Below are 22,357 nucleotides of genomic sequence, written 5' to 3' on the forward strand. Positions count from 1 at the left end.
AGCAAGCGCGAAATCTTACCTTTGCGCCCACGCCGCAGACTCAGGGCAAACGCGCAAATGGCGGGGAAGGGCCTGCGCTCAACGCTCCAGCGTTCGGCGCGTCGCCTTGAAGGCGTGAAGTTCGCTTTTCTTGGCTCTCTGCGCCGTCACATGCTCACCCAGGATGACTTTGACGCCTTGCGCGAAGGGCTGGCCCGCGTAGCCGCCATCGCACAGCAGGCTTTGCACCCGGCCCAGGCTGCTTTTTTTCTTGCTCGCGCGCTCCAGCAGAGGGCGGATGAGTTCGAGCTGCTCGCCGCTATTGCGTCGAATGCCTTTTGTGCTTGCCCTTCAATTCGCTGCTGTTTTTGATTCGGGCTGGCTTTCAAGCATTCAGCGGGCTTGTGCCGCTGCGGCGCTCTGAGCGACAGGCTGGCCCAGGCTGCGCAGAATGTCGCGCACGAGCTGGGCGCGGTCGCGGGTTTCGGGCAGTTCGCGCTCGATGCGCAGTTTGTCGTTGCCGGCCAGTTTGATGTGGCGGTTTTTCTGAATGAGCTGGATGATGGCCATCGGGTCCACGGGCGGGTTGGGGCGAAAGCTGATGGCGGTCACGCCCGGGGCGGCGTCCACTTTCTGCACGCCGTAGGGCTGCGAGAGCACGCGCAGGCGGTGTACGTCGATGAGGGTTTGCGCGGGCGGGGGCAGTTTGCCGAAGCGGTCCACGATTTCTTCGAGCAGGCGGTCGATTTGCTCGCCGCTTTGGGCTGTGGCGAGTTTTTTGTAGAAGGACAGGCGCAGGTGCACGTCGCCGCAGTAGTCGGCGGGCAGCAGGGCGGGGGCGTGCAGGTTGATTTCGGTGGTGGCTTGCATGGGGGCGAGCAGGTCTGGCTCTTTGCCTGCGCGCAGGGCCTTGACGGCTTCGGCCAGCATGTCGCTGTAGAGCTGAAAGCCGATTTCCATCATGTTGCCGCTTTGGCTTTCGCCCAGCACTTCGCCCGCGCCGCGTATTTCCAGATCGTGCATGGCCAGGTAAAAGCCGCTGCCCAGCTCTTGCATTTGTTGGATGGCTTCGAGCCGCTGCTGGGCCTGTTTGGTCAGGCTTTGCATTTCGGGCACGAGCAGGTAGGCGTAGGCCTGGTGGTGGCTGCGGCCTACGCGCCCGCGCAGCTGGTGCAGCTGGGCCAGGCCGAATTTGTCGGCGCGGCTGATGACGATGGTGTTGGCGCTGGGCACGTCAATGCCGGTTTCGATGATGGTGGAGCACAAAAGCAGGTTGTGGCGCTGGGCGACGAAGTCGCGCATCACGCGTTCCAGCTCGCGTTCGGGCATTTGGCCGTGGGCAATGGCAATGCGCGCTTCGGGCAGCAGCGCTTGCAGCGCTTCGCGGCGGCGCTCGATGGTGTCCACTTCGTTGTGCAGGAAGTAAACCTGCCCGCCGCGCTTGAGTTCGCGCAGCACGGCTTCGCGGATGACGCCCTGGCTTTCTTCGCGCACGAAGGTTTTGATGGCCAGCCGCCGCTGGGGGGCGGTGGCGATCACGCTCAAGTCGCGCAGGCCTTCCAGCGCCATGCCCATCGTGCGGGGGATGGGGGTGGCGGTGAGCGTGAGCACGTCCACTTCGGCGCGCAGCTGCTTCATTTGCTCTTTGTGGCGCACGCCAAAGCGGTGCTCTTCGTCAATGATGAGCAGGCCCAGGTTTTTGAATTTCGTTTTTTCGGAAAGCAGCTTGTGCGTGCCTACCACGATGTCGATGCTGCCTTCGGCCAGCCCTTTGAGCGCGGCGCTGGTTTCCTTGGCGGAGCGAAAGCGGCTCATCTCGGCCACTTTCACGGGCCAGCGCGCGAAGCGGTCGGCCAGCGTGTGGTAGTGCTGCTCGGCCAGCAGCGTGGTGGGCGCCAGAAAGGCCACTTGCTTGCCGCCAGTGACGGCGATGAAGGCCGCGCGCAGCGCCACTTCCGTTTTGCCAAAGCCCACGTCGCCGCACACCAGGCGGTCCATCGGGCGGGGCGAAATCATGTCTTGCACCACGGCGTGTATGGCTGCTTGCTGGTCGGCGGTTTCTTCAAAGCCGAAGTCGGCGGCAAATGGCTCGTAGTCCCGCGCGTCAAAGCGGAAGGCGTGGCCTTCGCGCGCGGCGCGGCGCGCGTAAATGTTGAGCAGCTCGGCGGCGGCGTCGCGCACTTGTTCGGCGGCCTTGCGGCGGGCCTTTTCCCACTGGCCGCTGCCCAGCTTGTGCAGGGGGGCTTCGTCAGCGCCCACGCCGCTGTAGCGGCCGATCAGGTGCAGCTGGCTCACGGGCACATACAGCACGGCTTGCTGGGCGTATTCCAGATGCAGAAATTCCTGCAAGGCGGGCGTGCCGTCGGGGTTTTTTGCGCCCATGTCCATGTTCACCAGGCCCCGGTAGCGGCCAATGCCGTGCTGCGCGTGCACCACGGGGTCGCCCACTTTCAGCTCGGAGAGGTCGCGGATGAGCGCATCGACATCGCTGACTTGCTCTTGCCGCTTGCGGCGGCGCGCGCCGGCGGCCGTGGCGAACAGCTCGGTTTCGGTGATGAAGTCGATGCCGCCTTCGCGCCACGCAAAGCCCTGCGCCAGCGCCGCCGTGGCGATGCCCAGCGGCTCGCCCGTGGCCTGCTGAAAGTCTTGCAGCGAGTCAAACGCGGGCGGGTTCAGCCCGCTGGCGCGCAAAAAGTCCAGCAAGCTGGCGCGGCGGCCATCGCTTTCGGCCAATATCAACTGGCGCGGGCCGCCTGCGGCGCGGGCCGCCGCCATGTGCTGCTGCAAGCGCGCCAGCGGATCGGGCGCGCCGCGCGCCACGGCCAGCGCGGGCAGCGGCGCCCATTCGGCCTGGCTTGCAGCGTCGGCATCGCCTTGCGGCGCTTGCGCATGAGGGGCTGCGCGCAAGGCCAGCTGCGCATGCGCCTTGGCCGCCACGTAAAAGTCTTCGGCGCTCAAAAACAGCGCTTGCGGCGCCAGCACGGGGTGCGAGGCGTCGCTTTGCGCCATGCGCCAGCGCTCGCGCGTGTCTTGCCAAAAGCGCGAAAAAGCCGCCTCCAGATCGCCATGCAGCGCCAGCGTGGCCTCTGCGCCCAGGTAGTCGAACACCGTCGCCGTCTCGTCAAAAAACAGCGGCAGGTAGTACTCAATGCCCGCCGTCGCCAGCCCCGCGCCCATGTCCTTGTAAATGCGGCTGCGCGTGGGGTCGCCTTCCATCAGCTCGCGCCAGCGGTGGCGGAATTTGGCGCGCGCGTCCTCGTCCATCGGAAACTCGCGCCCGGGCAGCAGCCGCACTTGCGCCACGGCGTGCAGGCTGCGCTGGCTGTCGGGGTCAAACGCGCGGATGGAGTCAATCTCGTCGTCGAACAAATCCACGCGGTACGGCTCGGCGCTGCCCATCGGGTACAGGTCAATCAGCCCGCCGCGCACCGCGTATTCGCCCGGGCTGCCCACTTGCGTGACGTGCTGGTAGCCCGCCAGCGTCAGCTGCGCTTTCAGCGCCGCCTCGTCCAGCTTTTGCCCCGTTTCAAAGTGAAAGGTGTAGGCCGCCAGAAAAGCAGGCGGCGCCAGCCGGTACAGCGCCGTGGTGGCTGGCATCAGCACCACATCCGCCGCGCCCTGGCGTATGGCCCAAAGCGTGGCCAGCCGCTCGCTGATCAAATCCTGATGCGGCGAAAAGCGGTCATAAGGCAGCGTCTCCCAGTCCGGAAACAGCGCCGCGCGCAAGCCCGGCGCAAAAAACGGCAATTCGTCCAGCAGCCTGCGCGCATCGCCCGCATCCGCGCACACCACGGCCAGCAGCCGCCCCTGCGCCTTTTCCCGCTCGCCCAGCCGCGCCAGCAGCAGCGCATCCGCACTGCCCGGCGGGCGCGGCAGCGTGTAGCGTTTGGCAGGAGCGAGCTTGGGCAATGGCATGGCATGACGGCAGAAAGAAACGACAAAAACCCCCGGCCACAAACGGGGCGGGGGCGCAAAGCGGCAAATTGTAAAAAGGCGGCGCGCCGGCGCTGGGGGGCGGATACCCCGCCGCGAAGCTGGCCCTGCCCGCCCGGAAACCTTAAAAAAAGAGGAGCGGATTCAAGGGGTCAGAAATGCCATCCGGCGCAGTTTCCACTAGGACATCATGCTATGGATAGAGGAGCTAAAAAGCCCTGTTCAACGCCTGCGCCGCAGGTGCGAAAAGTGATCCGCCGGCCTGCGGCCTTGCAAATCCTCACCGGGCCACAAGACTTGCCTGCTTCTTGCAGCCCATCCTGATTCGCCCTGTCGCCCTCACGGCCAGGCTTTGGGCAAGCTTCAAGGCGCCACGCACCACGGCGCTTGCTGATGGACCAGCCCATGCCACAGCCCCCACAGGGCCGTCAGCATCAGCGCCAGCCCTGCCAGCCGCATGCTCCAGGGGCCGCGCCCGTTCACGCCCAGGCGCAGCAAAAGCCACGGCCCCGCCAGCAGCGAAAGGCCCGAGCCTGCGGCAAACAGCGCCATCGCCGCAGCCCCTTGCAGCGCGTCGCCCGTCAGCGCCGCCACCAGCACCGCCGAATACAGCAGCCCGCAAGGCAGCAGCGCCCACACAAAGCCAATGGCCAGCGGCGCGGCCAGCCCCCAGCGGCCCGACGCCGCGCGCACCCGCGCCCACACGCGCCGCGCGCCCGTTTCCAGCCACAGCGGCTGCCGCGCCCAGATCAGCAGCATCAGGCCCATGGCCGCCGCGCCGATATGCAGCATGCTCCACACGGGCCGCAGCGCCGCCGCGTGCGTGGCCAGCCAGCCCAGGCCCTGCACGGAAGCGGCCGCCAGCGCGCCCAAAGCGCCATAGCCCGCCAGCCGCCCCAGCTGAAACAGCGCCATCGCCCGCGCCGCCTGCGCGGGGCGGCCTGGCCGCCCTGGCATGCCCACAACCACCGCCTGCCCAATGCCTGCGCAGGCCGCCCCGCACATGGCGATGCAATGCGGCCCGCCCGTCAGGCCCAGCAGCAAGGCGTTGATCAGCATGGCGGTTTGCATGTGGCTTTCAGAATCGGTTCACGGTTGTTCAGTGGATGCAAGAACACGGTTTCGGGCGGCCTGCCGCGCTGCAAATCCTTGATGAGCGGCAAGAAAGTCATGAAGCCGTCTGCGGTTTGCGTTCCCTTGCGGCCAGGCGATGAACAGGTTTCCAGAGCCTGTCACGGCATGGGCAGGAAAAAGCGCGGCGGAAAAACGCAAGGCGCACGCAAGGCGCGCGAGCCGCAGATCATCCGGCAAGGAGCGCTTTCGCCGGAAGCCGCCCCTCAATGGCCGATCGCGCCAAAGGTGAATGGTCTGCCGCAGGCGGCGGGCGCGGCGCTTTTGGGTTAGCGCTTCAAGAGCCTGTTCAGCTATTTGCGGAGCGAAAAGCGCGGATTGGGCTGGCTGCGACTTGGCGAATGCCTTGCCGGGCCGCAAGCGGACAGTTTCCGAGTCAGGCGCGGTTTGCGCCTTGCGGCCCTTTACGGCCAGGCTCTGGACGGGTGCAAAGCGCCCGGCTTTTGCATTTCCGTCCGGCTCGCGCCAACAAGGCGGGAGAGGTTCAGAAACGGGAGCAAATTCAGGGGAGCTTGAAACGGCTTTTGCGCCCGTTTCACTAGGACATCACGCTATGTATTCAGGAGCAAATACAGGGTGCTGCCAGGGAGGGCGAGTCCGCGCCAGAGTTGGGCGCGGATCCGCTCTTTGCGGCCAGATGCCAGCGGGATTTCAGCCGCGCGGCGTGTAGGGGCGGCGGGCCGGGCGTTCGCCGTTTCCGGCGCTTTCGCTGCGGGCGGGGCGGCCGGCGGTGGCGCCCCAGCGGCGCAGGGTGCTGGCGCCGCCATAGGGCGCGCGGCTGCCGGGCTTGCTTTCATATGAGCCAGCGAATTTGCCTTCAGGCTTGCCTTTGCGCGCGGGCTGGGTGTCTTTTTCAAAGTGGCGGGGGCGCTGGCCGTCCGCAGCTTCGTTGCGGCGCTCGAAGCGCTTGAAGCGCTCGCCCTGGCCGGCTTCGCGCGGGGCGCGGCGGCCGTCGCGCTCGGGCTGGCGCTCGAATGAACGCTCGAATGAACGCTCGGAGGGGCGCTCGAAGCGGTCGGCGCGGGGGCTGCGGGCGGGGCGCTCAGCACGCTCAGAGCGGTCAAAAGACTCGAAGCGCTCGTTGCGGCGGCCAGCGCGCGGGGTGAAGGGGGCCGCGCGGTCGGCAAAGCGCTCGCGGCGCTCGCTGTCGCCGCTCCAGCCGCCTTCCTGCCAGTTGCCGCGAGGCGCGAAGCGCTCGCCATCGCGCTGTCGCCGCTCAAAGCGGCCCGCGTCGCGGTCGCTGAAGCGCGCGTCGGAGCGCTCGCCAAATCGTTCGTCAAAGCGGCGGCCGCCAGCGGGGCGCCGGCTATCGAAGCGTTCTTCAAAGCGGTCGCCGCTCCGGGAGTCAAAGCGGCTCTCGAACTTGCGGCCGCCGCGCTCAAAGCGTGGCTGCCAGTCTTGCTGCCTGCCCTGTTTGCGGCCGCCTTGGCCGTGCTTGCCTTTGGCGCCGCCAGCGGGGCGGGGGGCGGTGACGGGCGGGAAGTATTTCTGCGGCTCCAGGCCCGCGATGGTGTGGACGGCAAAGGGCTGGCGTGTGTAGGCCTCGATGTCGGCCAGGCGGCGGCGGTCGCGGATTTCGGCCAGGGTGACGGCCAGGCCGTCGCGCCCGGCGCGGCCCGTGCGGCCAATGCGGTGGGTGTAGTCCTCGGCTTTCATGGGCAGGCCGTAGTTGAAGACGTGCGAGAGGGTGGGCACGTCCAGCCCGCGCGCGGCCACGTCGGTGGCCACGAGGATTTGCACGCGGCCGTCGCGCAGGGCTTTTAGGCGCCGGTTGCGCAGGGCCTGGCTGAGCGCGCCGTGCAGGGAGACGGCGGCAAAGCCCGATTGCTGCAAGTCTTGCGCCAGTTCCTCGCATTCCACTTGCGTGCAGGCAAAGACGATGGCCTGGTCGATTTCGGGGCTGCGCAGCCAGTGGTCGAGCAGGGCGCGGCGGTGTTCCGGGGTGTCGGCCCAGTAAAGCTGCTGCTCGATGTTGGCGTGGCGCTCTTGCGGCGAGGCGATTTCGATGCGCTTTGCGTGCGCGCCGCCTTCGCGCATGACGCGCATGGCCAGCTGCTGGATGCGCGGGGCGAAGGTGGCCGAAAACATCATGGTTTGCTGGCGCTGCTGGGTTTGCAGGTGGATTTCGGCCAGCGCGTCGGCAAAGCCCAAATCGAGCATGCGGTCGGCTTCGTCAAGCACGAGAAAGCGCACGCCGTCCAGCCGCACCTGGCCGCTGGCGCTCAAGTCCAGCAGGCGGCCCGGCGTGGCGACCACGAGGTTGGCGTTTTGCAGCCGGGCGATTTGCATTTGGTAGGGCATGCCGCCCACGATGGTGGCGATGCGCAGGCCGCGCACGTGGCGCACCAGCTCGATGGCGTCGCCCGCCACTTGCTGCGCCAGCTCGCGCGTGGGGCACAGCACCAGCGCGCCGGGCACGGCGGGCTTGAAGTTGCGGCGGTCGGTGGGGTTTTTGCGGCGGGGTTTTTTGGGGGCCGGCTCGCCGCGCGCCAGGGCCTGGGCCACGCGGGCCTGCCACTCGGCTTTTTCGCGCTCGGCGGCTTCGGCCTGCATGCCGATGAGCGTGTGCAGCATGGGCAGCAGGAAGGCGGCGGTTTTGCCGCTGCCCGTTTGGCTGCACACCATCAGGTCAATGAAGGCGTCGCTGCCCGCTTGCGGCAGGGCCAGCGGAATGGCCTGCTGCTGCACGGGCGTGGGCGCGGTGTAGCCCATGTCGGCCACGGCCTGCACCAGCTCCGGGGCCAGGCCCAGGGCGGCGAAGGCGTTTTCGCCGCTGGCGTTTCCGGTGTCGGCGGTTTCGTCGCCGGCGGTTTCGCTGCTGGCGCTTTCGCTGACGCCGTTTTCCGGCGTTTCGCCGGCGTCAGCCGTGCGGGCGGCGGTTTCGTGGCCGGGCGCTTGGGCGCTGGCCTCATCCAGGGGCGCGGCAGCGGGATCGGAAGCGGGCGCAGCGTTGGCGGCATCCGTGGCGCAGTCAGAAGCAGGCAGGGCAGAAGAGGCGAAGGGGTTCATCGCTAAAGGCTTTCTTGTCAAAAAAACGGCGCCAATCCGGCGGGCAAAAACCAGCGGGATCACCAAGCGCGCGTGTGGAAGAACCTGCCGCAAAACATCAGGCAAAAACGCCCGGCGGCAGGACAGACACCAACCTTCCAACAGCGCTTGTCGTTCAATTTCTGCCTTTGGCCGCGCAAGCGGTGGTCAAAGGCGCGGCCCCGCAGAAAAACAGGGCGGGGCCAGAAAGCCAGGGCGGCTCTTGAATGCTTTCAAAAGCCGCCCTGCGGTGCGATGCGAGAGGGCGGATGCAATCGGCTCCGGCGCGGCCTGCGTGAAAAAGGCGGAAAAAAGGCACGCCGGAAAAAACGGCGGATTATCGCCGCAAAAGCGTTCGCGCGCTGGCGGGCAGCCTCTCCTGAGGCCTGCCGCACGCTGTGGCCATAAACAGCCAGCGTAAACGATCGCCAAGGGACGCTGGCTGCGCTGAAGCGCAGCAAGAGCAGCCTGTGCCGGATACACGTCTGCTGCGCGATGGCGGCTACGCAAGCCAGCCCTTCGTCCAGGGCGTCAAAAACACATTGGCGCGCATGTGGCGGTGCAGATAGCCAGGAGAAGCGAACTTCACACCTTCGAGGCAATGCCCCTGGCGTTCCTGGCCAAAAGACGCTGAACGGGTTCCTTTACAAGCCTTCTTCGCGCACGCGCAAGAAGGTGGCAAAGCGCGGCAGGCCGCTGCCTTCGTGCAGGCCACGGTAGCGGTAGGTAACCCAGGCGCCCACGGGCGGCGGCGCTTCGCGCTGGGCATCGGTAAAGCCCGATCCGATGCGAAAGCGCCGGCCTTCGGGCGTTTGAACCAGCAGCGCGCCCAGGTGGCCCGCGTGGCGGCCCTTGCCCGGCAGGTGGGCGATGACGCGGGCCTCGGCGTCTTCATGCGGCTTGAGCTTGAGCAGGTGGCTGCTGCGGCCGCTTTGCCAGGGCGCGTTGGCGCGGTGCAGCATCAGCCCTTCGCCGCCGCCGCGCGTTACTTCGCGCAGCCAGGCCAGCAGTTCGGCTTCGGTGGCCACGCGGCGCTGCGGCACGGCTTGCAAGGTGGGGCGGCCCGCGCGGCCAATGGCCGCCTGCAAGGCCGCCAGGCGCTCGGCAAACGGGGTGGCCGGGCCGCCGTGCCGGGGCGCGTCAAACGCCATGAAGCGCAGGCCGCGCCAGGCCGCGTCATCTGGCTGCTGGCGCGCGGCGGCGGACTGCGCCTGCTCGAAAGCGCCACGGCCCGCCCACAGCTCGCCGTCCAGCGCCATGCGCGGCCAGCCTTCGGTGAACCAGGCGGGCGCGGGCAGGCGGCGGCCCGTGCGTGAATACAGGGCCTGCCCGTCCCACCAGGCGCGCACGCCGTCGTACTTTTCGCTCACCAGCCAGTCAGGCAGATGCAGACCGCCCTGGTAGCTGCGGGCCAGCTGGGGTGCGGGCGGCGCTTTGCCCTGCGCGGCCGCCCAAGGCGGCGCGGCCAGCAGAGCGAACAGGCGGAAAAAGCGGCGGCGGCGCATGGGCCAAAGCATACGGGGCGGGCGGCGTGAGCGTGGCGGGCCGTGTTTGCAGAACCTGTTCGCAATCTGTCCGTGGTGCAAAAGCGCGGCCTGCGGCAATTGCACGCTTTCAGGGCGATGTTCAAACCTTTGCCGTGCAGAAAACCACAAATAGATTATTAAAACCTGCAAACCGGAAGGTGATTGGATTTAAGCGCCAGCAGGCGGCCCGATTTTATAACTGAATGGTTTCAGGCAGCCTGCCCGAAGCCGGCAGCCAGAGCGTCCCAAGCCGGTTGCATGTTCTACTCAACTCCCCTCAATGGATAAAGCAATGACCGAAAAACAAATCAAAATTCTGGGCACTATCGTCAGCATCACGTCGATAAGCATGTATGTGGCCTATATCCCGTAGATTGCCGACAACCTCTCTGGCCACAAGGGCAATCCGGTGCAGCCTTTCGTGGCTTTTGTGAACTGCTCGCTATGGACTTGCTACGGCCTGTTCAAAAAACAGCGCGATTGGCCGATTGTGGTGGCCAATGTGCCGGGCATCTTCCTTGGCCTGGCCGCGTTTTTCACTGCGCTGTAAGCCTTTTCAGGCCGCTTTTTCAGGCAGCCTTTTGCCCGTGCGCAAGGCTGCCTGAACGCTTTTTGGAAACGCCCCAATCCTCTTTTTGCACGCCTTTTCCCCGCCAGAAGCGCCGCTGCCTGCTTCCGGCAGACTTGGCAGCCCGTTTCAGCGGCAGAAACGCAATGCGCTGCAAACCATTCATTTCTTGCAGCGAAAATCCTTGTTCATTCCCTCACTCATTCCTTCATTATCAAGCCCCGGCCGGAAAGCTGGGCAAACCCGCCCGCGAAGCGAAGCCGCGCGCGAAAGGCGATGGCAACGGCGGTTCAATGACAGCGATGAAATGGCGGCAACCCAATGACAGCGGTATCTGGCCGCGCAGATTTGAATTTGCGCCAGGCCAGAATCAAGGACGGACACGGCCGCTGATATTTATGCGTTTTGCGGCGGCGCAATGATTAAAAGCAACATGCCGGCATTTTGAACGGAAGCAAAACCACGCCGGCATCTTCAATCCCAAAAACAGTCCTCTGAAAGGCAAGCGCGCCCTGGGCAGGCTGGAAATAAAATGACTTTATTCCTGCCGTGGCCGATCGCGTCACTCGCGCCATGATTCCCGCCTTTGTTCCCGCCTTTGTTCCCGCTTTTGCCCGGCCGTAGCCGCGCCCGCGCGTTTTCCGCTTTTTCCGCTTTTCCGCCCACGCTTTCCCGCCTGCCGCCATGCCTGAACTTGCCCTGAGCCTGCAATTTGCCCGCCGCCTGCCCGATGCCGCCTTGCACCGCGCCGCCCTGCCCCGCCACCGCGCCGCCCGCTGGCTGCGCGCGGCGCTGGACGAAGCCTTGCAAGCCGCCGAAATCACCGTGCGCGTTGTGGGCGAGGACGAGGGCCGCCAGCTCAACCGCGACTTTCGCGGCAAGGACTACGCCACCAACGTGCTCACCTTCGATTACTGCCATGCCCCCGTTTTGCAGGCCGATCTCGTGCTGTGCGCGCCCGTGCTCGCCCGCGAGGCCGCCGCGCTGGACAAGCCGCTGGCCGATCACTACGCCCATCTGCTGGTGCACGGCGCGCTGCACGCGCAGGGCTGGGACCACGAAACCAGCGAGGCCGACGCCGAGGCGATGGAGGCGCAGGAAACGCGCATCCTCGCCGCGCTGGGCGTGCCCAATCCGTATGAGCGCGGCTGATGGCCTGGCCGCCGCCTGAATTGGCCGCCCGCCTGGCCGCCCGCCTGGCCGCCCGCGCCAGGCTGGTGGAGCCTTTCGCGCCCCATGTGAACGCCGCCCTGCCCTGGCTGGCCTACGCGCTGCTGCTGGCGCTGCTGCCGCTGGTTTTTCCCGGCGGCTACGCGCTCAATTTGCTGGCGCAGATGGGCATTGCCGTGATTGCCTGCCTTTCCTACAACATCTTGCTCGGGCAAGGCGGCATGCTCAGTTTCGGACACGCGGTGTACACGGGGCTGGGCGCGTATGCGGCCATTCACCTGCTGGCGGCAGGCTGGGGCGTGCCGGTGAGCCTGCTGCCGCTGGCTGGCGGCGCGGCGGCGCTGGCGGCCGCAGCCGCGCTGGGCTGGGTGTGCGCGCGGCACGGCGGCGGCGTGTTCGCCATGATGACGCTGGGCATGGGCGAGATGGTGGCGGCCATCGCGCTCATGTTTCCGGCGGTGTTCGGCGGTGAGGCGGGCGTGCCGGCCGACCGCGTCACGGGCGAAGTCTGGGGCATCAGCTTCGGGCCGCCCGCGCAGATGTACGCGCTGGCGGCCGCCTACGCCTTTGCCTGCACGGCACTGATGTACGCCTTCACGCGCACGCCGCTGGGGCGGCTGCTGGGCGCCGTGCGCGACAGCGCCGAGCGCGCCGAGTTCATTGGCTGCAACCCGCACCGCGTGCGCTGGCTGGGCTTTTGCGTGGCGGGCTTTTTTGCGGGCGTGGCGGGCGCTTTGGCGGCGCTGCTGTTTGAAATCGTCACGCCCGAATCGCTGGGCGCGCAGCGCTCGGGCGCGTATCTGCTATTCGTCTTTCTGGGCGGCGCGGGCGCGTTCACCGGCCCCATGCTGGGGGGCGTGCTGATGGTTCTGGCCACGGTGTGGCTGTCTGAAATCACCCCGGCCTGGACGCTCTACATGGGCCTGGCTTTTTTGCTGATGGTCATGTATGCCCCCGGCGGCCTGGCCAGCCTGCTGCCCGGCATGCGGCGCGGTTTGGCTGGCGCGCTGCGCCGCCCACAGGCGCGCCATGCAGCGCTGGCGCTGGCCTGGGCCGCGCTGCTGGCGGGGCTGATTGCGCTGGTGGAGCTGCTCTACCGCTTGCAGCTGGCCCCGGCGGGGCAAGGCGGCTGGGCGCTGGCGGGCATCAGCGTGAACGCGCGCCAGCCGCTGCCCTGGCTGCTGGCCGCCGCCGTGGCCGCAGCGGGCGGCGCGGCCATTGCAGTCATGCGGCGCGGCAAATAGGCGGCGCGGCCTCCAAAAAACCGGCCCGCAGCCGGGCCGCTGGCGCGGGAGCGCATCAAAAACAAGAGCGAAATCAGGGCGCTGAAAATGGCATTCGCGCAGATTCATCTAAGAGGCCATGCTATGAATCAAGGAGCGAATGCGGCGGGCGCCGTCAGGCTGCCGCTTCGGGCCGCGCCGCTCCAATAATCCCCGCCCATGACCGCCTCCGCTGACCCCGCCAGCGCCTGGGCCGATGCCGGCGCCCTGGCCCGCGCCTGGCGCGCGCCCCTGTTGCGCTTTGCCCGCCTGCACCTGCAACCCGACGAAGAAGCCGAAGACGCCGTGCAAGACACCCTGCTGGCCGTGCTGGCCGCCCCCGCCGCTGCGCCGCCGCGCGGCGGCGGCCCCCGGCAGGGCGACGCGCGCGGCTACCTCTTTGGCATCCTCAAACACAAAATCACCGACCGCCTGCGCGCCCGCTACCGCCACGGCACGCCGCCTGCGGCCAGCGCCACGGACGGGGGCGCTGACGCGCTCGACGCCGAACTCTTCGATAGCCGGGGCCATTGGCAAACCGGCGCCGGCCCCGCCCTCTGGCACGACCCCGAAAGCCAGCTGCAAAACAGCCAGTTCTTCGCCGTGCTCGAAGCCTGCGTGAGCAAACTGCCGCCCAAGCCCGCCCGCGTGTTCAGCATGAAAGAGCTGCTCGACTGCGACGCCGATGAAATCTGCGCCACGCTCGCCATCACCCGCGCCGACTACTGGCAGTGCATGAGCCGCGCCCGCAAGCAACTGCAACTGTGCCTGGGCCAGAACTGGTTTGCCAGCCCGCCCCCCGCGCCCCGCAAGGAACGCCCCTGATGAACTGCCAGCAATACACCACCTTGCTCGCCAGCGGCCAGCTCGGCCCGCGCGCGCCCTGGCCCCTGCGCGCCCGCGCCGCCTGCCACACGCTCATCTGCGCGCACTGCCGCCGCTTCGCCCGCAACGACGCCGCCCTCACCGCCTTGCTGCAAGGCTGGCGCGAAAGCCTGCAAGCGCCCGGGGCCAGCCCGCCGCCCGATAGCCCGCAGGCATCAGAAACAGGAGCAGATTCAGCGGGGTGAACTTTTCAGTTCCCATGCCCCTAAAAATCCGTCCTCAAACCCAAAGTGAATAGCAAAAATTCCCCATGTCCCCAAGGTCCCCAAGCGACATGACCGGCATGTAGTGGCAAGTGCTGGCAAGCACTTTGCTGAAGAGGGCGTCTCCGCCAGCGTCAAAAGAGCGAAGCGCGGTATTGAGTGGCAGGTTGATGGCTTGCCAGGCGCATCAAAAACAGGAGCTAATTCAGGCGGATGAAATGATGTCTTGCGCTGATTTCACTAGGACGTATAGCTATAAATAGAGGAGCGAAATAAAGCCCTCCATCCGCTCACCGGTTGCTTGTGCTTGGCTCGCCTTGCTCCATTTTCTTCCTCGCGGCTTGCTCTGATGTTCAGTAGAAGCGCTGGCAACTAGCGCACGCCGAACTGGAGTGGGCAAGGCAGTTTTCCAGGCCAGAAGCCGATTGGACATGCGTTCAGGCGCTTCGCCGCTGAATAAGCCGGAAAACTATAATTACAAGCTTTTTGCGGGCGGCAGGCGCACGTGCTTGCCGCCCAATCTGTTTTTCCATGCCGATTTATGCCTACAAGTGCAGCCACTGCGGCTTTGCCAAGGATGTGTTGCAGAAGATGTCTGATGCGCCATTGAAGGTCTGCCCTTCCTGTGGCCAGCCTGCTTTTGTCAAGCAGGTAACGGCAGCGGGCTTTCAGCTCAAAGGCTCGGGCTGGTATGTCACGGACTTTCGCAACGAAGGCAAGGCGGGCGCCTCTTCAGCGCCGGCTTCGGATGCGCCTTCTTCCGGCGCGGCAGCGGGCGCTTCTTCCGGCACCTCTGGCGATGCGGCTGCGGCCAGTAGCGCGGCAGCTTCAACGGGCAGCGCGGCTGCGGCGGACTAGGCAGTTCGAGCGCTCGCGTCATGCACCGGCTGCGTCAATATTTCGTTACGGGCCTGCTGGTCTGGCTGCCAGCGGCCATCACGGCCTGGGTGCTGCTGTGGTTAATGGGCATTCTCAACGGCATTTTTCTGAGCGTGCTGGGCGCGCTGGAGGCCGTGATTCCCGGCATGGTCACCGTGGGCGGGCAGCTTCGGCGCGTGCCGGGGCTGGGCGTCATTCTGGTGACGGTCATCATCTTCGGCACGGGCGTTTTCGTGGCGAACATGGTGGGCCAGTGGTGGCTGCGCCGCTGGGACGCGCTGATGACCCGCATTCCGGTGGTGCGCAGCATCTACAGCAGCGTCAAGCAGGTGTCGGACACGCTGTTTTCCGGCTCCGGCCAGGCTTTTTCCAAGGCGGTGCTGGTGCAGTTTCCGCACCAGGGCGCATGGACGGTGGCCTTTCTGACGGGCCGGCCCGGCGGCGAGGTAGCGGCGCATCTGGCTACGCGCGGCCTGGGCGATGAGCTGGTCAGCGTTTACGTGCCGACCACGCCCAACCCGACTTCAGGCTACTTCCTGCTGGCGCGCCGAGCCGACGTGGTGGAGCTGGCCATGAGCGTGGATGAAGCCCTCAAATACGTGATTTCCATGGGCGTGGTGGTCCCGCCCGCCCGCGCGCAGTCGGCCCCTGCCGCTCCCGCCATCAGCAACCCTGTTTCCCATTCTGGCAAGTAACCAAGAAAGTCCATCATGTCTATGCGCACCCACTACTGCGGCCTCGTGACCGAGGCGCTGAACGGCCAGACCGTGACCCTGTGCGGCTGGGTGAACCGCCGGCGCGACCACGGCGGCGTGATCTTCATCGACCTGCGCGACCGCGAAGGCTATGTGCAGGTGGTTTGCGACCCCGACCGCCCCGCCATGTTCAAAACGGCGGAAGACCTGCGCAACGAGTTCTGCGTGCAAATCACGGGCCTGGTGCGCCCCCGCCCTGAAGGCACCACGAACGACAGTCTCAAAAGCGGCAAGGTGGAAGTGCTGTGCCACGAGCTGAAAGTGCTCAACCCTTCCGTCACGCCGCCCTTCCAGCTTGACGACGAGAACCTGAGCGAGACCACGCGCCTGACGCACCGTGTGCTGGATTTGCGCCGCCCCGTGATGCAGCGCAACCTCATGCTGCGCTACCGCGTGGCGATGGCCGTGCGCAAGTTTCTGGACGAGCACGGCTTCATCGACATCGAAACGCCCATGCTCACCAAGAGCACGCCCGAAGGCGCGCGCGATTACCTGGTGCCCAGCCGCGTGCATGACGGGCACTTTTTTGCGCTGCCGCAATCGCCCCAGCTCTTCAAGCAGCTGCTGATGGTGGCCGGCTTTGACCGCTACTACCAAATCACCAAGTGCTTCCGCGACGAAGACCTGCGCGCCGACCGCCAGCCGGAATTCACGCAAATCGATATCGAAACCTCTTTTCTGGACGAGCAAGACATCCGCAGCCTGTTCCAGGAAATGATCACGCATGTTTTCAGGCAAACGCTGGGCGTGGAACTGGGCGAATTCCCCGTCATGCCCTACGCCGAGGCCATGCACCGCTTCGGCTCCGACAAGCCCGATTTGCGCGTGAAGCTCGAATTCACCGAGCTGACAGACGTGATGGGCGATGTGGACTTCAAAGTCTTCAGCGGCCCGGCCAGCACGCCCGGCGGGCGCGTGGTGGCGCTGCGCGTGCCCGGCGGCAGCGAAATCAGCCGGGGCGAAATCGACGGCTACACCGACTTCGTGAAGATTTACGGCGCCAAGGGCCTGGCCTGGATCAAGGTCAATGACGCCGCCAAAGGCCGCGAGGGCCTGCAATCGCCCATCGTCAAAAACCTGCACGACAAGGCCCTGGCCGCCGTGCTGGAGCGCACCGGCGCGCAAAACGGCGACATCCTCTTTTTCGGCGCCGACAAAGCCAAGATCGTCAACGACGCCATCGGCGCACTGCGCCTGAAGATCGGCCACAGCGAATTCGGCAAAAAGGCGGGCCTTTTCGAAGACCGCTGGGCGCCGCTATGGGTGGTGGACTTCCCCATGTTCGAGTTCGACGAAGAAGAAAACCGCTGGAACGCCATGCACCACCCCTTCACCAGCCCCAAAGACGGCCACGAAAACCTCATGGACAGCGACCCTGGCCAGTGCCTGGCCAAGGCTTACGACATGGTGCTCAACGGCTGGGAGCTGGGCGGCGGCTCCATCCGCATTCACCGCGCCGACGTGCAAAGCAAAGTGTTTTCCGCGCTCAAAATCACGCCCGAAGACGCCCAGGCCAAATTCGGCTTCCTGCTCGACGCCCTGCAATACGGTGCCCCCCCGCACGGCGGCCTGGCCTTCGGCATGGACCGGCTGGTCACGCTCATGACCCGCGCCGAATCCATCCGCGACGTCATCGCCTTCCCCAAAACCCAGCGTGCGCAGTGCCTGCTCACGCAAGCGCCCTCGCCCGTAGACGAAAAACAACTGCGCGAGCTGCACATCCGCCTGCGCAACCCGCAGCCTGCCAGCCACTGACACGCGCCCTGCCCCATGAGCGCCAGCGGCGCCGTCCATGCCCACACCCGCTCTCTGCGGGTAGTGACCTACAACATCCACAAAGGCGTGCAAGGCGTCTGGCCCTCTCAGCGGCTGGAAATCCACAACCTCCAGCACGCCATCGCCAGCCTGCACGCAGACGTGGTGTGCCTGCAAGAAGTGCGCAAGCTCAACCGCAAAGCCGAGCGGCGCTTTGCCAGCTGGCCCCGCCAGCCACAAGCCGAATACCTGGCCCCGGCGGGCTACCAGTCGGTTTACATGACCAACGCCGTCACCGCCCACGGCGAACACGGCAACGCCATGCTCTCGCGCTGGCCCGTGCTAAGCCACCAGCACCAGGACATTTCAGACCACCGCTTCGAGCAGCGCGGCCTGCTGCACTCGGTCATTGACGTGCAGGGCCGCCATGTCCACGTCATCGTCGTTCACCTGGGCCTGCTCGGCGCCAGCCGCATGCGCCAGGCGCGCCAGCTGCAACAGTTCATCGCACGCCAGGTGCCTGCCAGCGCGCCCTTGCTGGTTGCGGGCGACTTCAACGACTGGAGCCAGAAACTGCAAGCCATCCTGGCCCAGTCCGGCCTGCGCAACACCCCCGGCTGCCCCACCTTCCCCTCGCGCCTGCCCCTGGCGCAGCTAGACCACGTCTACGCACGCGGCCTGCACTGCGCCCGCCAGTTCGTGCCCCAACACGCGCACGGGCACGCGGGCAGCCACAACTGGCCCAGCCTCTCCGACCATTTGCCACTGGTAGCCGAATTCGTGCTGCCTTGAAGCGCCTGTTCAAATCCCTCCGTGGGCGCGAAAGCGCAAGCCGGATGCAACCCAGGCTTGCTGCATCCGCTCTATTTTCGGGAGCAAATAAAGGGCCTCGAAAACGCTTCCATCGCACGGTTTGACGGGCTTTGTTGCTATCAAAAAAGCAACAAAACAAATCATCACTTCCAGCGCAGAAGCAGCAACCAAACCCGCTTCACAAGCCATCCGCAATCAGCGTCTGGACATCTTCTGCGGCAGCCCATCACCATCGCATCCGTTCACCCAAATGGCTAGTAGGACGCCCTTGTTCGATACCCGCTATCGCGCCAAGCCTTACCGCCCGGCCATGTCGCTATGGGTCTGATAGCGACCAATCCCCTAAACCGTGCGGAAGGCATTTTTGAGGCCTTCTATTTACTTTTTCAAGAACAGAGCAGAACAAGTCTGACCCGGAGCACATTCAGCTTGCGCTTTGACGTCAAACAAGCCACCCCACCCAACCGAAATAACGCGCCGCCGCTTCGCCCCCGATACCGCGCGCCATATCCAGATTCTCCGCATCTCTTAACTGCCGCAGCAAGATATTCAAAGCATCAACCGCACCTTTTGAATTACCGCGTTCTCGCCGCCATTGCAAACCTGCCGCAGCAAAAACCAGCAGAAACGCTGACATCAGTGCATTCCCGAAACAGAAAATAGCACGGCAGAATTCTGCAGTTTTCACATCAGTTCTCAAATTCCTGCAAATATTTATCCATATCCACTGCTTGAAGCTCAAATCCATATTTCGCATATAAAGGGTGGCGTGGCTGTCCACATTTAAGATAATCACCAATTCTATAAAATTTTAACGAAATTCCTCTAATGGATTGATAAATTTTCTTTAAGCACAACGGCAGATACGGGCGAGAATATATCAGCTTCCCATAAGCCAGCAAGATATCAGCTTCCTTTTGGGAGGATAGAATACGATGAATAATTTCAATATTTTTGTCCATCATGACTCTATCCATTTCGTCTGATAAATTATCAGGATTGGTGGCTCTTTGTGGATATAAATTAAACATCATAAAACTTTTGTATCTGTTTCTTTCTGCAAACCCCATTACCTTTCTAATTGTCATGTCAGGTGTTTGGTCATTTGCCGTACTTGGATTTGCACCAAAAACAAATAAAGTCCTCTCCGACAAACTGCCAAGTGCAAAACGGAATAAGTTATCCTTATCTTTTTCATAAATATCTATCTTGTATTCCATTATTCATCCTTATTATTTATCTGCATCAAGTTCATTTATTACATAGTTGCTCCACATACCCTGCGCTCCTATCCAGCTTCCCCAATAACTCCGGCTGGCAAATTTCCACCAACGAACTGGTTTAGCAGCGTTTACCGTAATCAGGCGGCGGATTTGGCCACTGCTTAGGCATTCGCGCGCGGCAACGATGGTAGTAGATGTTTTGGCCTGCGGATTGCCTGAAAACACGACGGAAAATGCGATGACAGGTCCGCCTATACCACCCAGTGTACCTTTCATCAACGGGTTCCCCGCCATTTCTTTCAAACACAAGCCTTGAACGCAAAGCTGAATTTCGTCCATCGAACTGTGGGTTTGGGTTTGCCGCTTGCATTCCACGGGTTTTAGGCTGTCTGCTTTCGTTTCCAGTTCCACCCGGTCCAGCACGCTGCAGATGCCCAGCTTTCCTGCTAACGCATGCACTGCCCGCTCAAAGCGCACGTCCTTGCACGTTTCCTGCTCGCCCGAATCCCCCCCGCTCATACAACGCTTTTTCCTGCGTGGTCAAATAGTTCTCCGCTCACGCCCGCTCGCTATGAATCAACGCACATTGGCGCGATCAAAAAGCGCAATGCCACAAAGCGGAAAGGGGAATCAGGACCGGCGTCCTGACTCCCCTTTTGATTCACTCGGAAATGCTATTATTTCCTCGAATTTTCAAATAATATGCTACAGGCAGAAGATTTTCTCTATCCATTCATCTTTAGGGAATGGACCGTGAATACTCTTGAAGCATCCCCTGCTTTCAACGCTTCTATCCAGGTCTTTGGCCACCCAGTCCACAACACAAATAACTTTGTTTGCTTCAGCAATAACGCCTTTGACAATACCTATGTGCAAGATTCTGATGTCAGATGCTCCTTTCCCCTTCATTCGCTTGATCGCAATTCGATCACCCACTTGTATTTTTTCTCCTGTTTTGAATTGCTCGGTCTGTTCTTCCTCGTCCCATCCCAGCATCCAATAACCATTTTCAACAAAAAACTGATCCTGGTGATCTTGTCCACCCCAGGAAGCTCCAACTAACCAATATTTCATATCGTTACTCCTAGCATATTAAAAACTTACAGACAATATTCCAGACTCACAGCCATTAAGACCGCCTGAATCGCCATTTACGCGCTTCTCTTATTATCCAGCTGCTCCATATATTCCGCCTCCCTATCCCATTCCCCGACAACTCCAGCTGACAAATCTCTGCCAACGAGCAGGCTTTGCAGCGTTTGCCATAGTTCGGCGACGGGGTTTCGCCGCAGCTCAGGCGCTCGCGCGCGGCAGCAATGTTAGCAGATGTTTTGACTCGCAATCGTCTGAAAACGCGATGGGGACGCAGTGGCGAGTTTGCCTATGCCATGACGCATCTTCGCTGGCTATTTCCTGTCATTTCTTGCAAGCACAAGCTCTGGACGCAGAACTAGATTTCGCCCATCGGATCGGCTTCAGGCTTGCCGGCTTGCATTTCACCGGTTGCCTTCGCTTCCAGTTCCACCCAGTCCAGCACGCTGCCGAATACCCAGCTTCTCCGCTAACACATGCACTGCCCGCTCAAAGCGCACGTCCTTGCACGTTTCCTGCCCGCCCGAATCCACCCACACTCGTGCAACGCTTTACCCTGTGCGGTCAAATAGTTCTCCGCCCATGCCTGCTCGTTATGAATCAACGCACATTGATGCAGGCAGAAGATGTAATGTTGCAGGGCAGAAAAGGGAATCGGGTGCGTATTCTGAATTGCCCTTTGGCTTCCGGTTGAAAATACGGCCATTTCTTTGAATGTTTTAAAAGGCCGTCGATTTGTTGCGAAACCAAGTCCTCAAGGTTTTTCGGTTCGTAGCTGCTATCTTCATTCTCTTTCAGACTGCCGTGCACTTTGGTGGAAGAGTATTATCCTGCTTTGCAGTTATGTTCCGATCAAATGAGTTTCATCACTTCCACGTTGCCTTCTGGCAGGCGAATGATGCGTCGCCCTCAAAGAGTTTGGTTAATACGGTTTTGATTTTTTCGGCATCGTCATCTGAAAAACCGGTGCGCTTGGCAAATTGCGGCGACTTGGCGTCAAAAACGATATGCACGCCGTGATCAACGCGGTGTTTCATGCCCATGGTGTCGGAGCTTTTTCGTGCCGTCGTCTTCGCCGCCGAATGCGAAGACTTGTACGAAGTAGCGCACGCTCAGCCATTTTCCGCAGGCTTGTTGGCAATGTCGTCTTTGTTGGCTTTTTGGGGCATTAAACGCGTTCGCGCCCAAGCCGGCATTTTGTCTTTTGCGCGGTTGGCAAGGCTGGTTATGCCGTCTGTTTTTTTCGTTCGATGGCACATCGCCGTTGCCTTGCTGGCAGTCGCGGATTTTGCGTTTCAGGCACGTTTCGGTCATTTCGCCAAGGCCTTGAAAATCGGCGCGCGGGCGGTTGCTATTTAAAAACCTGTTCACAATCTGTCCGGGGGCAGCAAGCGTGAAATCGGAAGGCCTGCGACGTTGCAAATCCTCACCGGGTTGCATGACCCATCTTTGGTTTGCGCCTTGTAGCCCATCCTGATCAGCTCTTTCTTCTTTGGAAAAGAGCGTGTGATGCCTGGCAGGCGGGCCGTCCGCAGTACATTCCAGCCCCTGCGAACGCAATCCAAGCGAAAGATCTCCATGACAGACCACCTGCCGGAAGGCAAGCTGCCCGATTCCATCGCGTCCATCATTGAAGACATGCCCCTTGTCATCTCCAAGATCAGCGCGGGGCAGCTCATGAACCTGGCCCGCGAAGAGGGCTATTCCTGCTCCCTTGACGAAGACGGCGACCTGCTCTGGAAGATGGACGGCTACACCACCTACCTGTTCATATCCAAAAGCGGGCGCATCATCACTTTTCAGACGGGCTTTCAGTGCAGCGACGAAGACGAGGCCGCGCTGCTTCAGCGCATCAACCAGTGGCATCGCGGTATCCGCTTCGCGCGCACCTACTACGAGAAGCGCCCCGAAAACGCTGATCTGCTCAAGCTGGAGCTGGACATTGATCTGACCGGCGGCGTGACCAAGGAGCGTCTGATCGACTTTCTGATCACCTGCCGCGACATGTTCGGCAAGTGGCGCGCCGAAGTGCTCGATTGACTCAGCATCTTTTGCTGCAAGGGAAAGGCCAGTCTCTTTGCGGAGGCTGGCCTTTTGTTTGGCATCCGTCCGCGCGACGCAGGTGCTGACCACGGCGGGTAGAACGCATCAATAAA

23 protein-coding genes and 1 pseudogene are annotated in these 22,357 nt (G+C 63.1%); 12 read left to right on the forward strand and 12 right to left on the reverse strand.

What is annotated here, in order from left to right; genetic code table 11:
* Positions 1-74: 74 nt before the first annotated feature.
* The 3 genes and pseudogenes from C1720_RS00535 to C1720_RS00545 form a co-directional block, all read right to left on the reverse strand.
* Positions 75-255, reverse strand: a pseudogene (locus C1720_RS00535) (IS5/IS1182 family transposase); the annotation flags it as partial.
* Between the two features lie 117 nt (positions 256-372).
* Positions 373-3,894: a transcription-repair coupling factor gene (gene mfd / locus C1720_RS00540; protein ID WP_102282859.1), complete on the reverse strand. Its 3,522-nt coding sequence runs from the start codon at positions 3,892-3,894 to the stop codon at positions 373-375.
* A gap of 381 nt (positions 3,895-4,275) precedes the next feature.
* Complete coding sequence (locus tag C1720_RS00545; RefSeq protein ID WP_102282860.1) at positions 4,276-4,983, reverse strand: sulfite exporter TauE/SafE family protein; 708 nt, start codon at positions 4,981-4,983, stop codon at positions 4,276-4,278.
* Here C1720_RS00545 and C1720_RS12610 point away from each other — a divergent pair, their 5' ends adjacent.
* Positions 4,984-5,316: a hypothetical protein gene (locus tag C1720_RS12610; protein ID WP_146006787.1), complete on the forward strand. Its 333-nt coding sequence runs from the start codon at positions 4,984-4,986 to the stop codon at positions 5,314-5,316. It begins immediately after the preceding gene.
* Between the two features lie 378 nt (positions 5,317-5,694).
* Here the strand turns inward: C1720_RS12610 and C1720_RS00555 are convergent, their stop codons facing one another.
* Positions 5,695-8,052: a DEAD/DEAH box helicase gene (locus tag C1720_RS00555; protein ID WP_199170915.1), complete on the reverse strand. Its 2,358-nt coding sequence runs from the start codon at positions 8,050-8,052 to the stop codon at positions 5,695-5,697.
* 662 nt (positions 8,053-8,714) lie between these two features.
* The gene (locus C1720_RS00565) at positions 8,715-9,587 is read right to left on the reverse strand and encodes a DNA ligase (protein ID WP_233199715.1); all 873 of its coding nucleotides are present in this window, start codon (positions 9,585-9,587) and stop codon (positions 8,715-8,717) included.
* A 439-nt stretch (positions 9,588-10,026) separates the two neighbouring features.
* Between C1720_RS00565 and C1720_RS14070 the strand changes: the two genes are divergently transcribed.
* On the forward strand, positions 10,027-10,146 hold the full coding sequence (locus C1720_RS14070; RefSeq protein WP_233199981.1) for a hypothetical protein: 120 nt from the start codon (positions 10,027-10,029) through the stop codon (positions 10,144-10,146).
* A gap of 19 nt (positions 10,147-10,165) precedes the next feature.
* On the opposite strand, the gene C1720_RS13545 is transcribed toward C1720_RS14070, so the two are convergent.
* The gene (locus C1720_RS13545) at positions 10,166-10,330 is read right to left on the reverse strand and encodes a hypothetical protein (RefSeq protein WP_158241595.1); all 165 of its coding nucleotides are present in this window, start codon (positions 10,328-10,330) and stop codon (positions 10,166-10,168) included.
* A gap of 518 nt (positions 10,331-10,848) precedes the next feature.
* Here C1720_RS13545 and ybeY point away from each other — a divergent pair.
* The 9 genes from ybeY (at position 10,849) to C1720_RS12615 (ending at position 18,214) form a co-directional block, all read left to right on the forward strand.
* Entirely contained in the window at positions 10,849-11,316 is a 468-nt protein-coding gene (gene ybeY, locus C1720_RS00575) for an rRNA maturation RNase YbeY (protein ID WP_102282864.1), read from the forward strand.
* Positions 11,316-12,578, forward strand: a complete 1,263-nt coding sequence (locus C1720_RS00580; RefSeq protein ID WP_102282865.1) for a branched-chain amino acid ABC transporter permease — start codon at positions 11,316-11,318, stop codon at positions 12,576-12,578. Before ybeY ends, C1720_RS00580 begins: the two co-directional genes overlap by 1 nt.
* A 198-nt stretch (positions 12,579-12,776) precedes the next feature.
* A complete protein-coding gene (locus tag C1720_RS00585; RefSeq protein WP_102282866.1) occupies positions 12,777-13,421 on the forward strand; it encodes a sigma-70 family RNA polymerase sigma factor in 645 nt (214 codons plus the stop codon).
* A complete protein-coding gene (locus C1720_RS00590; RefSeq protein ID WP_102282867.1) occupies positions 13,421-13,666 on the forward strand; it encodes a hypothetical protein in 246 nt (81 codons plus the stop codon). Before C1720_RS00585 ends, C1720_RS00590 begins: the two co-directional genes overlap by 1 nt.
* Before the next feature lie 549 nt (positions 13,667-14,215).
* Positions 14,216-14,542 carry an FmdB family zinc ribbon protein gene (locus C1720_RS00595; RefSeq protein WP_102282868.1) on the forward strand — a complete coding sequence of 109 codons (327 nt, stop codon included), beginning with the start codon at positions 14,216-14,218 and terminating at the stop codon, positions 14,540-14,542.
* Between the two features lie 20 nt (positions 14,543-14,562).
* Complete coding sequence (locus tag C1720_RS00600) at positions 14,563-15,258, forward strand: DUF502 domain-containing protein (protein ID WP_102282869.1); 696 nt, start codon at positions 14,563-14,565, stop codon at positions 15,256-15,258.
* Between the two features lie 15 nt (positions 15,259-15,273).
* Positions 15,274-17,073, forward strand: a complete 1,800-nt coding sequence (gene aspS, locus C1720_RS00605) for an aspartate--tRNA ligase (RefSeq protein ID WP_050716019.1) — start codon at positions 15,274-15,276, stop codon at positions 17,071-17,073.
* 15 nt (positions 17,074-17,088) lie between these two features.
* A complete protein-coding gene (locus C1720_RS00610) occupies positions 17,089-17,865 on the forward strand; it encodes an endonuclease/exonuclease/phosphatase family protein (RefSeq protein ID WP_102282870.1) in 777 nt (258 codons plus the stop codon).
* A gap of 121 nt (positions 17,866-17,986) precedes the next feature.
* Entirely contained in the window at positions 17,987-18,214 is a 228-nt protein-coding gene (locus tag C1720_RS12615) for a hypothetical protein (RefSeq protein ID WP_146006788.1), read from the forward strand.
* Between the two features lie 114 nt (positions 18,215-18,328).
* On the opposite strand, the gene C1720_RS12620 is transcribed toward C1720_RS12615, so the two are convergent.
* From C1720_RS12620 to C1720_RS14075, 6 genes are all read right to left on the reverse strand, one after another.
* A complete protein-coding gene (locus C1720_RS12620; protein ID WP_158241596.1) occupies positions 18,329-18,574 on the reverse strand; it encodes a hypothetical protein in 246 nt (81 codons plus the stop codon).
* 1 nt (position 18,575) lies between these two features.
* Complete coding sequence (locus tag C1720_RS00615) at positions 18,576-19,106, reverse strand: DUF1643 domain-containing protein (RefSeq protein ID WP_102282871.1); 531 nt, start codon at positions 19,104-19,106, stop codon at positions 18,576-18,578.
* Positions 19,107-19,118: 12 nt separating this feature from the next.
* Positions 19,119-19,628 (reverse strand): hypothetical protein, encoded by a 510-nt coding sequence (locus tag C1720_RS00620; RefSeq protein WP_199170916.1) that lies wholly within the window; start codon positions 19,626-19,628, stop codon positions 19,119-19,121.
* A 186-nt stretch (positions 19,629-19,814) separates the two neighbouring features.
* Entirely contained in the window at positions 19,815-20,183 is a 369-nt protein-coding gene (locus C1720_RS00625) for a hypothetical protein (RefSeq protein ID WP_102282872.1), read from the reverse strand.
* A gap of 884 nt (positions 20,184-21,067) precedes the next feature.
* A complete protein-coding gene (locus C1720_RS14760) occupies positions 21,068-21,244 on the reverse strand; it encodes a type I CRISPR-associated protein Cas7 (RefSeq protein WP_199170918.1) in 177 nt (58 codons plus the stop codon).
* Positions 21,222-21,641, reverse strand: a complete 420-nt coding sequence (locus C1720_RS14075) for a type I CRISPR-associated protein Cas7 (RefSeq protein ID WP_199170919.1) — start codon at positions 21,639-21,641, stop codon at positions 21,222-21,224. The genes C1720_RS14760 and C1720_RS14075 overlap by 23 nt, the downstream gene beginning before the upstream one ends.
* A 138-nt stretch (positions 21,642-21,779) precedes the next feature.
* Between C1720_RS14075 and C1720_RS00640 the strand changes: the two genes are divergently transcribed.
* On the forward strand, positions 21,780-22,241 hold the full coding sequence (locus C1720_RS00640; RefSeq protein WP_158241597.1) for a YbjN domain-containing protein: 462 nt from the start codon (positions 21,780-21,782) through the stop codon (positions 22,239-22,241).
* Positions 22,242-22,357 lie beyond the last annotated feature (116 nt).

This window comes from Ottowia massiliensis (assembly GCF_900240305.1).
Lineage (GTDB): Bacteria > Pseudomonadota > Gammaproteobacteria > Burkholderiales > Burkholderiaceae_C > Ottowia > Ottowia massiliensis.

What these genes read in the sequence shown, in the direction of transcription:
- C1720_RS00600 (WP_102282869.1), top strand. Translation starts at nt 14,563, where the DNA reads ATGCACCGGCTGCGTCAATATTTCGTTACGGGCCTGCTGGTCTGGCTG.
- C1720_RS00580 (WP_102282865.1), top strand. Translation starts at nt 11,316, where the DNA reads ATGGCCTGGCCGCCGCCTGAATTGGCCGCCCGCCTGGCCGCCCGCCTG.
- C1720_RS00625 (WP_102282872.1), bottom strand. Translation starts at nt 20,183, where the DNA reads ATGAAATATTGGTTAGTTGGAGCTTCCTGGGGTGGACAAGATCACCAG.
- mfd (WP_102282859.1), bottom strand. Translation starts at nt 3,894, where the DNA reads ATGCCATTGCCCAAGCTCGCTCCTGCCAAACGCTACACGCTGCCGCGC.
- C1720_RS00615 (WP_102282871.1), bottom strand. Translation starts at nt 19,106, where the DNA reads ATGGAATACAAGATAGATATTTATGAAAAAGATAAGGATAACTTATTC.
- C1720_RS00585 (WP_102282866.1), top strand. Translation starts at nt 12,777, where the DNA reads ATGACCGCCTCCGCTGACCCCGCCAGCGCCTGGGCCGATGCCGGCGCC.
- C1720_RS00545 (WP_102282860.1), bottom strand. Translation starts at nt 4,983, where the DNA reads ATGCAAACCGCCATGCTGATCAACGCCTTGCTGCTGGGCCTGACGGGC.
- C1720_RS00640 (WP_158241597.1), top strand. Translation starts at nt 21,780, where the DNA reads ATGACAGACCACCTGCCGGAAGGCAAGCTGCCCGATTCCATCGCGTCC.
- C1720_RS00595 (WP_102282868.1), top strand. Translation starts at nt 14,216, where the DNA reads ATGCCGATTTATGCCTACAAGTGCAGCCACTGCGGCTTTGCCAAGGAT.
- C1720_RS00565 (WP_233199715.1), bottom strand. Translation starts at nt 9,587, where the DNA reads ATGCTTTGGCCCATGCGCCGCCGCCGCTTTTTCCGCCTGTTCGCTCTG.
- C1720_RS14760 (WP_199170918.1), bottom strand. Translation starts at nt 21,244, where the DNA reads ATGGGCATGAAACACCGCGTTGATCACGGCGTGCATATCGTTTTTGAC.
- C1720_RS00590 (WP_102282867.1), top strand. Translation starts at nt 13,421, where the DNA reads ATGAACTGCCAGCAATACACCACCTTGCTCGCCAGCGGCCAGCTCGGC.
- C1720_RS00620 (WP_199170916.1), bottom strand. Translation starts at nt 19,628, where the DNA reads ATGAGCGGGGGGGATTCGGGCGAGCAGGAAACGTGCAAGGACGTGCGC.
- ybeY (WP_102282864.1), top strand. Translation starts at nt 10,849, where the DNA reads ATGCCTGAACTTGCCCTGAGCCTGCAATTTGCCCGCCGCCTGCCCGAT.
- C1720_RS14075 (WP_199170919.1), bottom strand. Translation starts at nt 21,641, where the DNA reads ATGCAACCCGGTGAGGATTTGCAACGTCGCAGGCCTTCCGATTTCACG.
- aspS (WP_050716019.1), top strand. Translation starts at nt 15,274, where the DNA reads ATGTCTATGCGCACCCACTACTGCGGCCTCGTGACCGAGGCGCTGAAC.
- C1720_RS00610 (WP_102282870.1), top strand. Translation starts at nt 17,089, where the DNA reads ATGAGCGCCAGCGGCGCCGTCCATGCCCACACCCGCTCTCTGCGGGTA.
- C1720_RS13545 (WP_158241595.1), bottom strand. Translation starts at nt 10,330, where the DNA reads ATGAATGGTTTGCAGCGCATTGCGTTTCTGCCGCTGAAACGGGCTGCC.
- C1720_RS00555 (WP_199170915.1), bottom strand. Translation starts at nt 8,052, where the DNA reads ATGAACCCCTTCGCCTCTTCTGCCCTGCCTGCTTCTGACTGCGCCACG.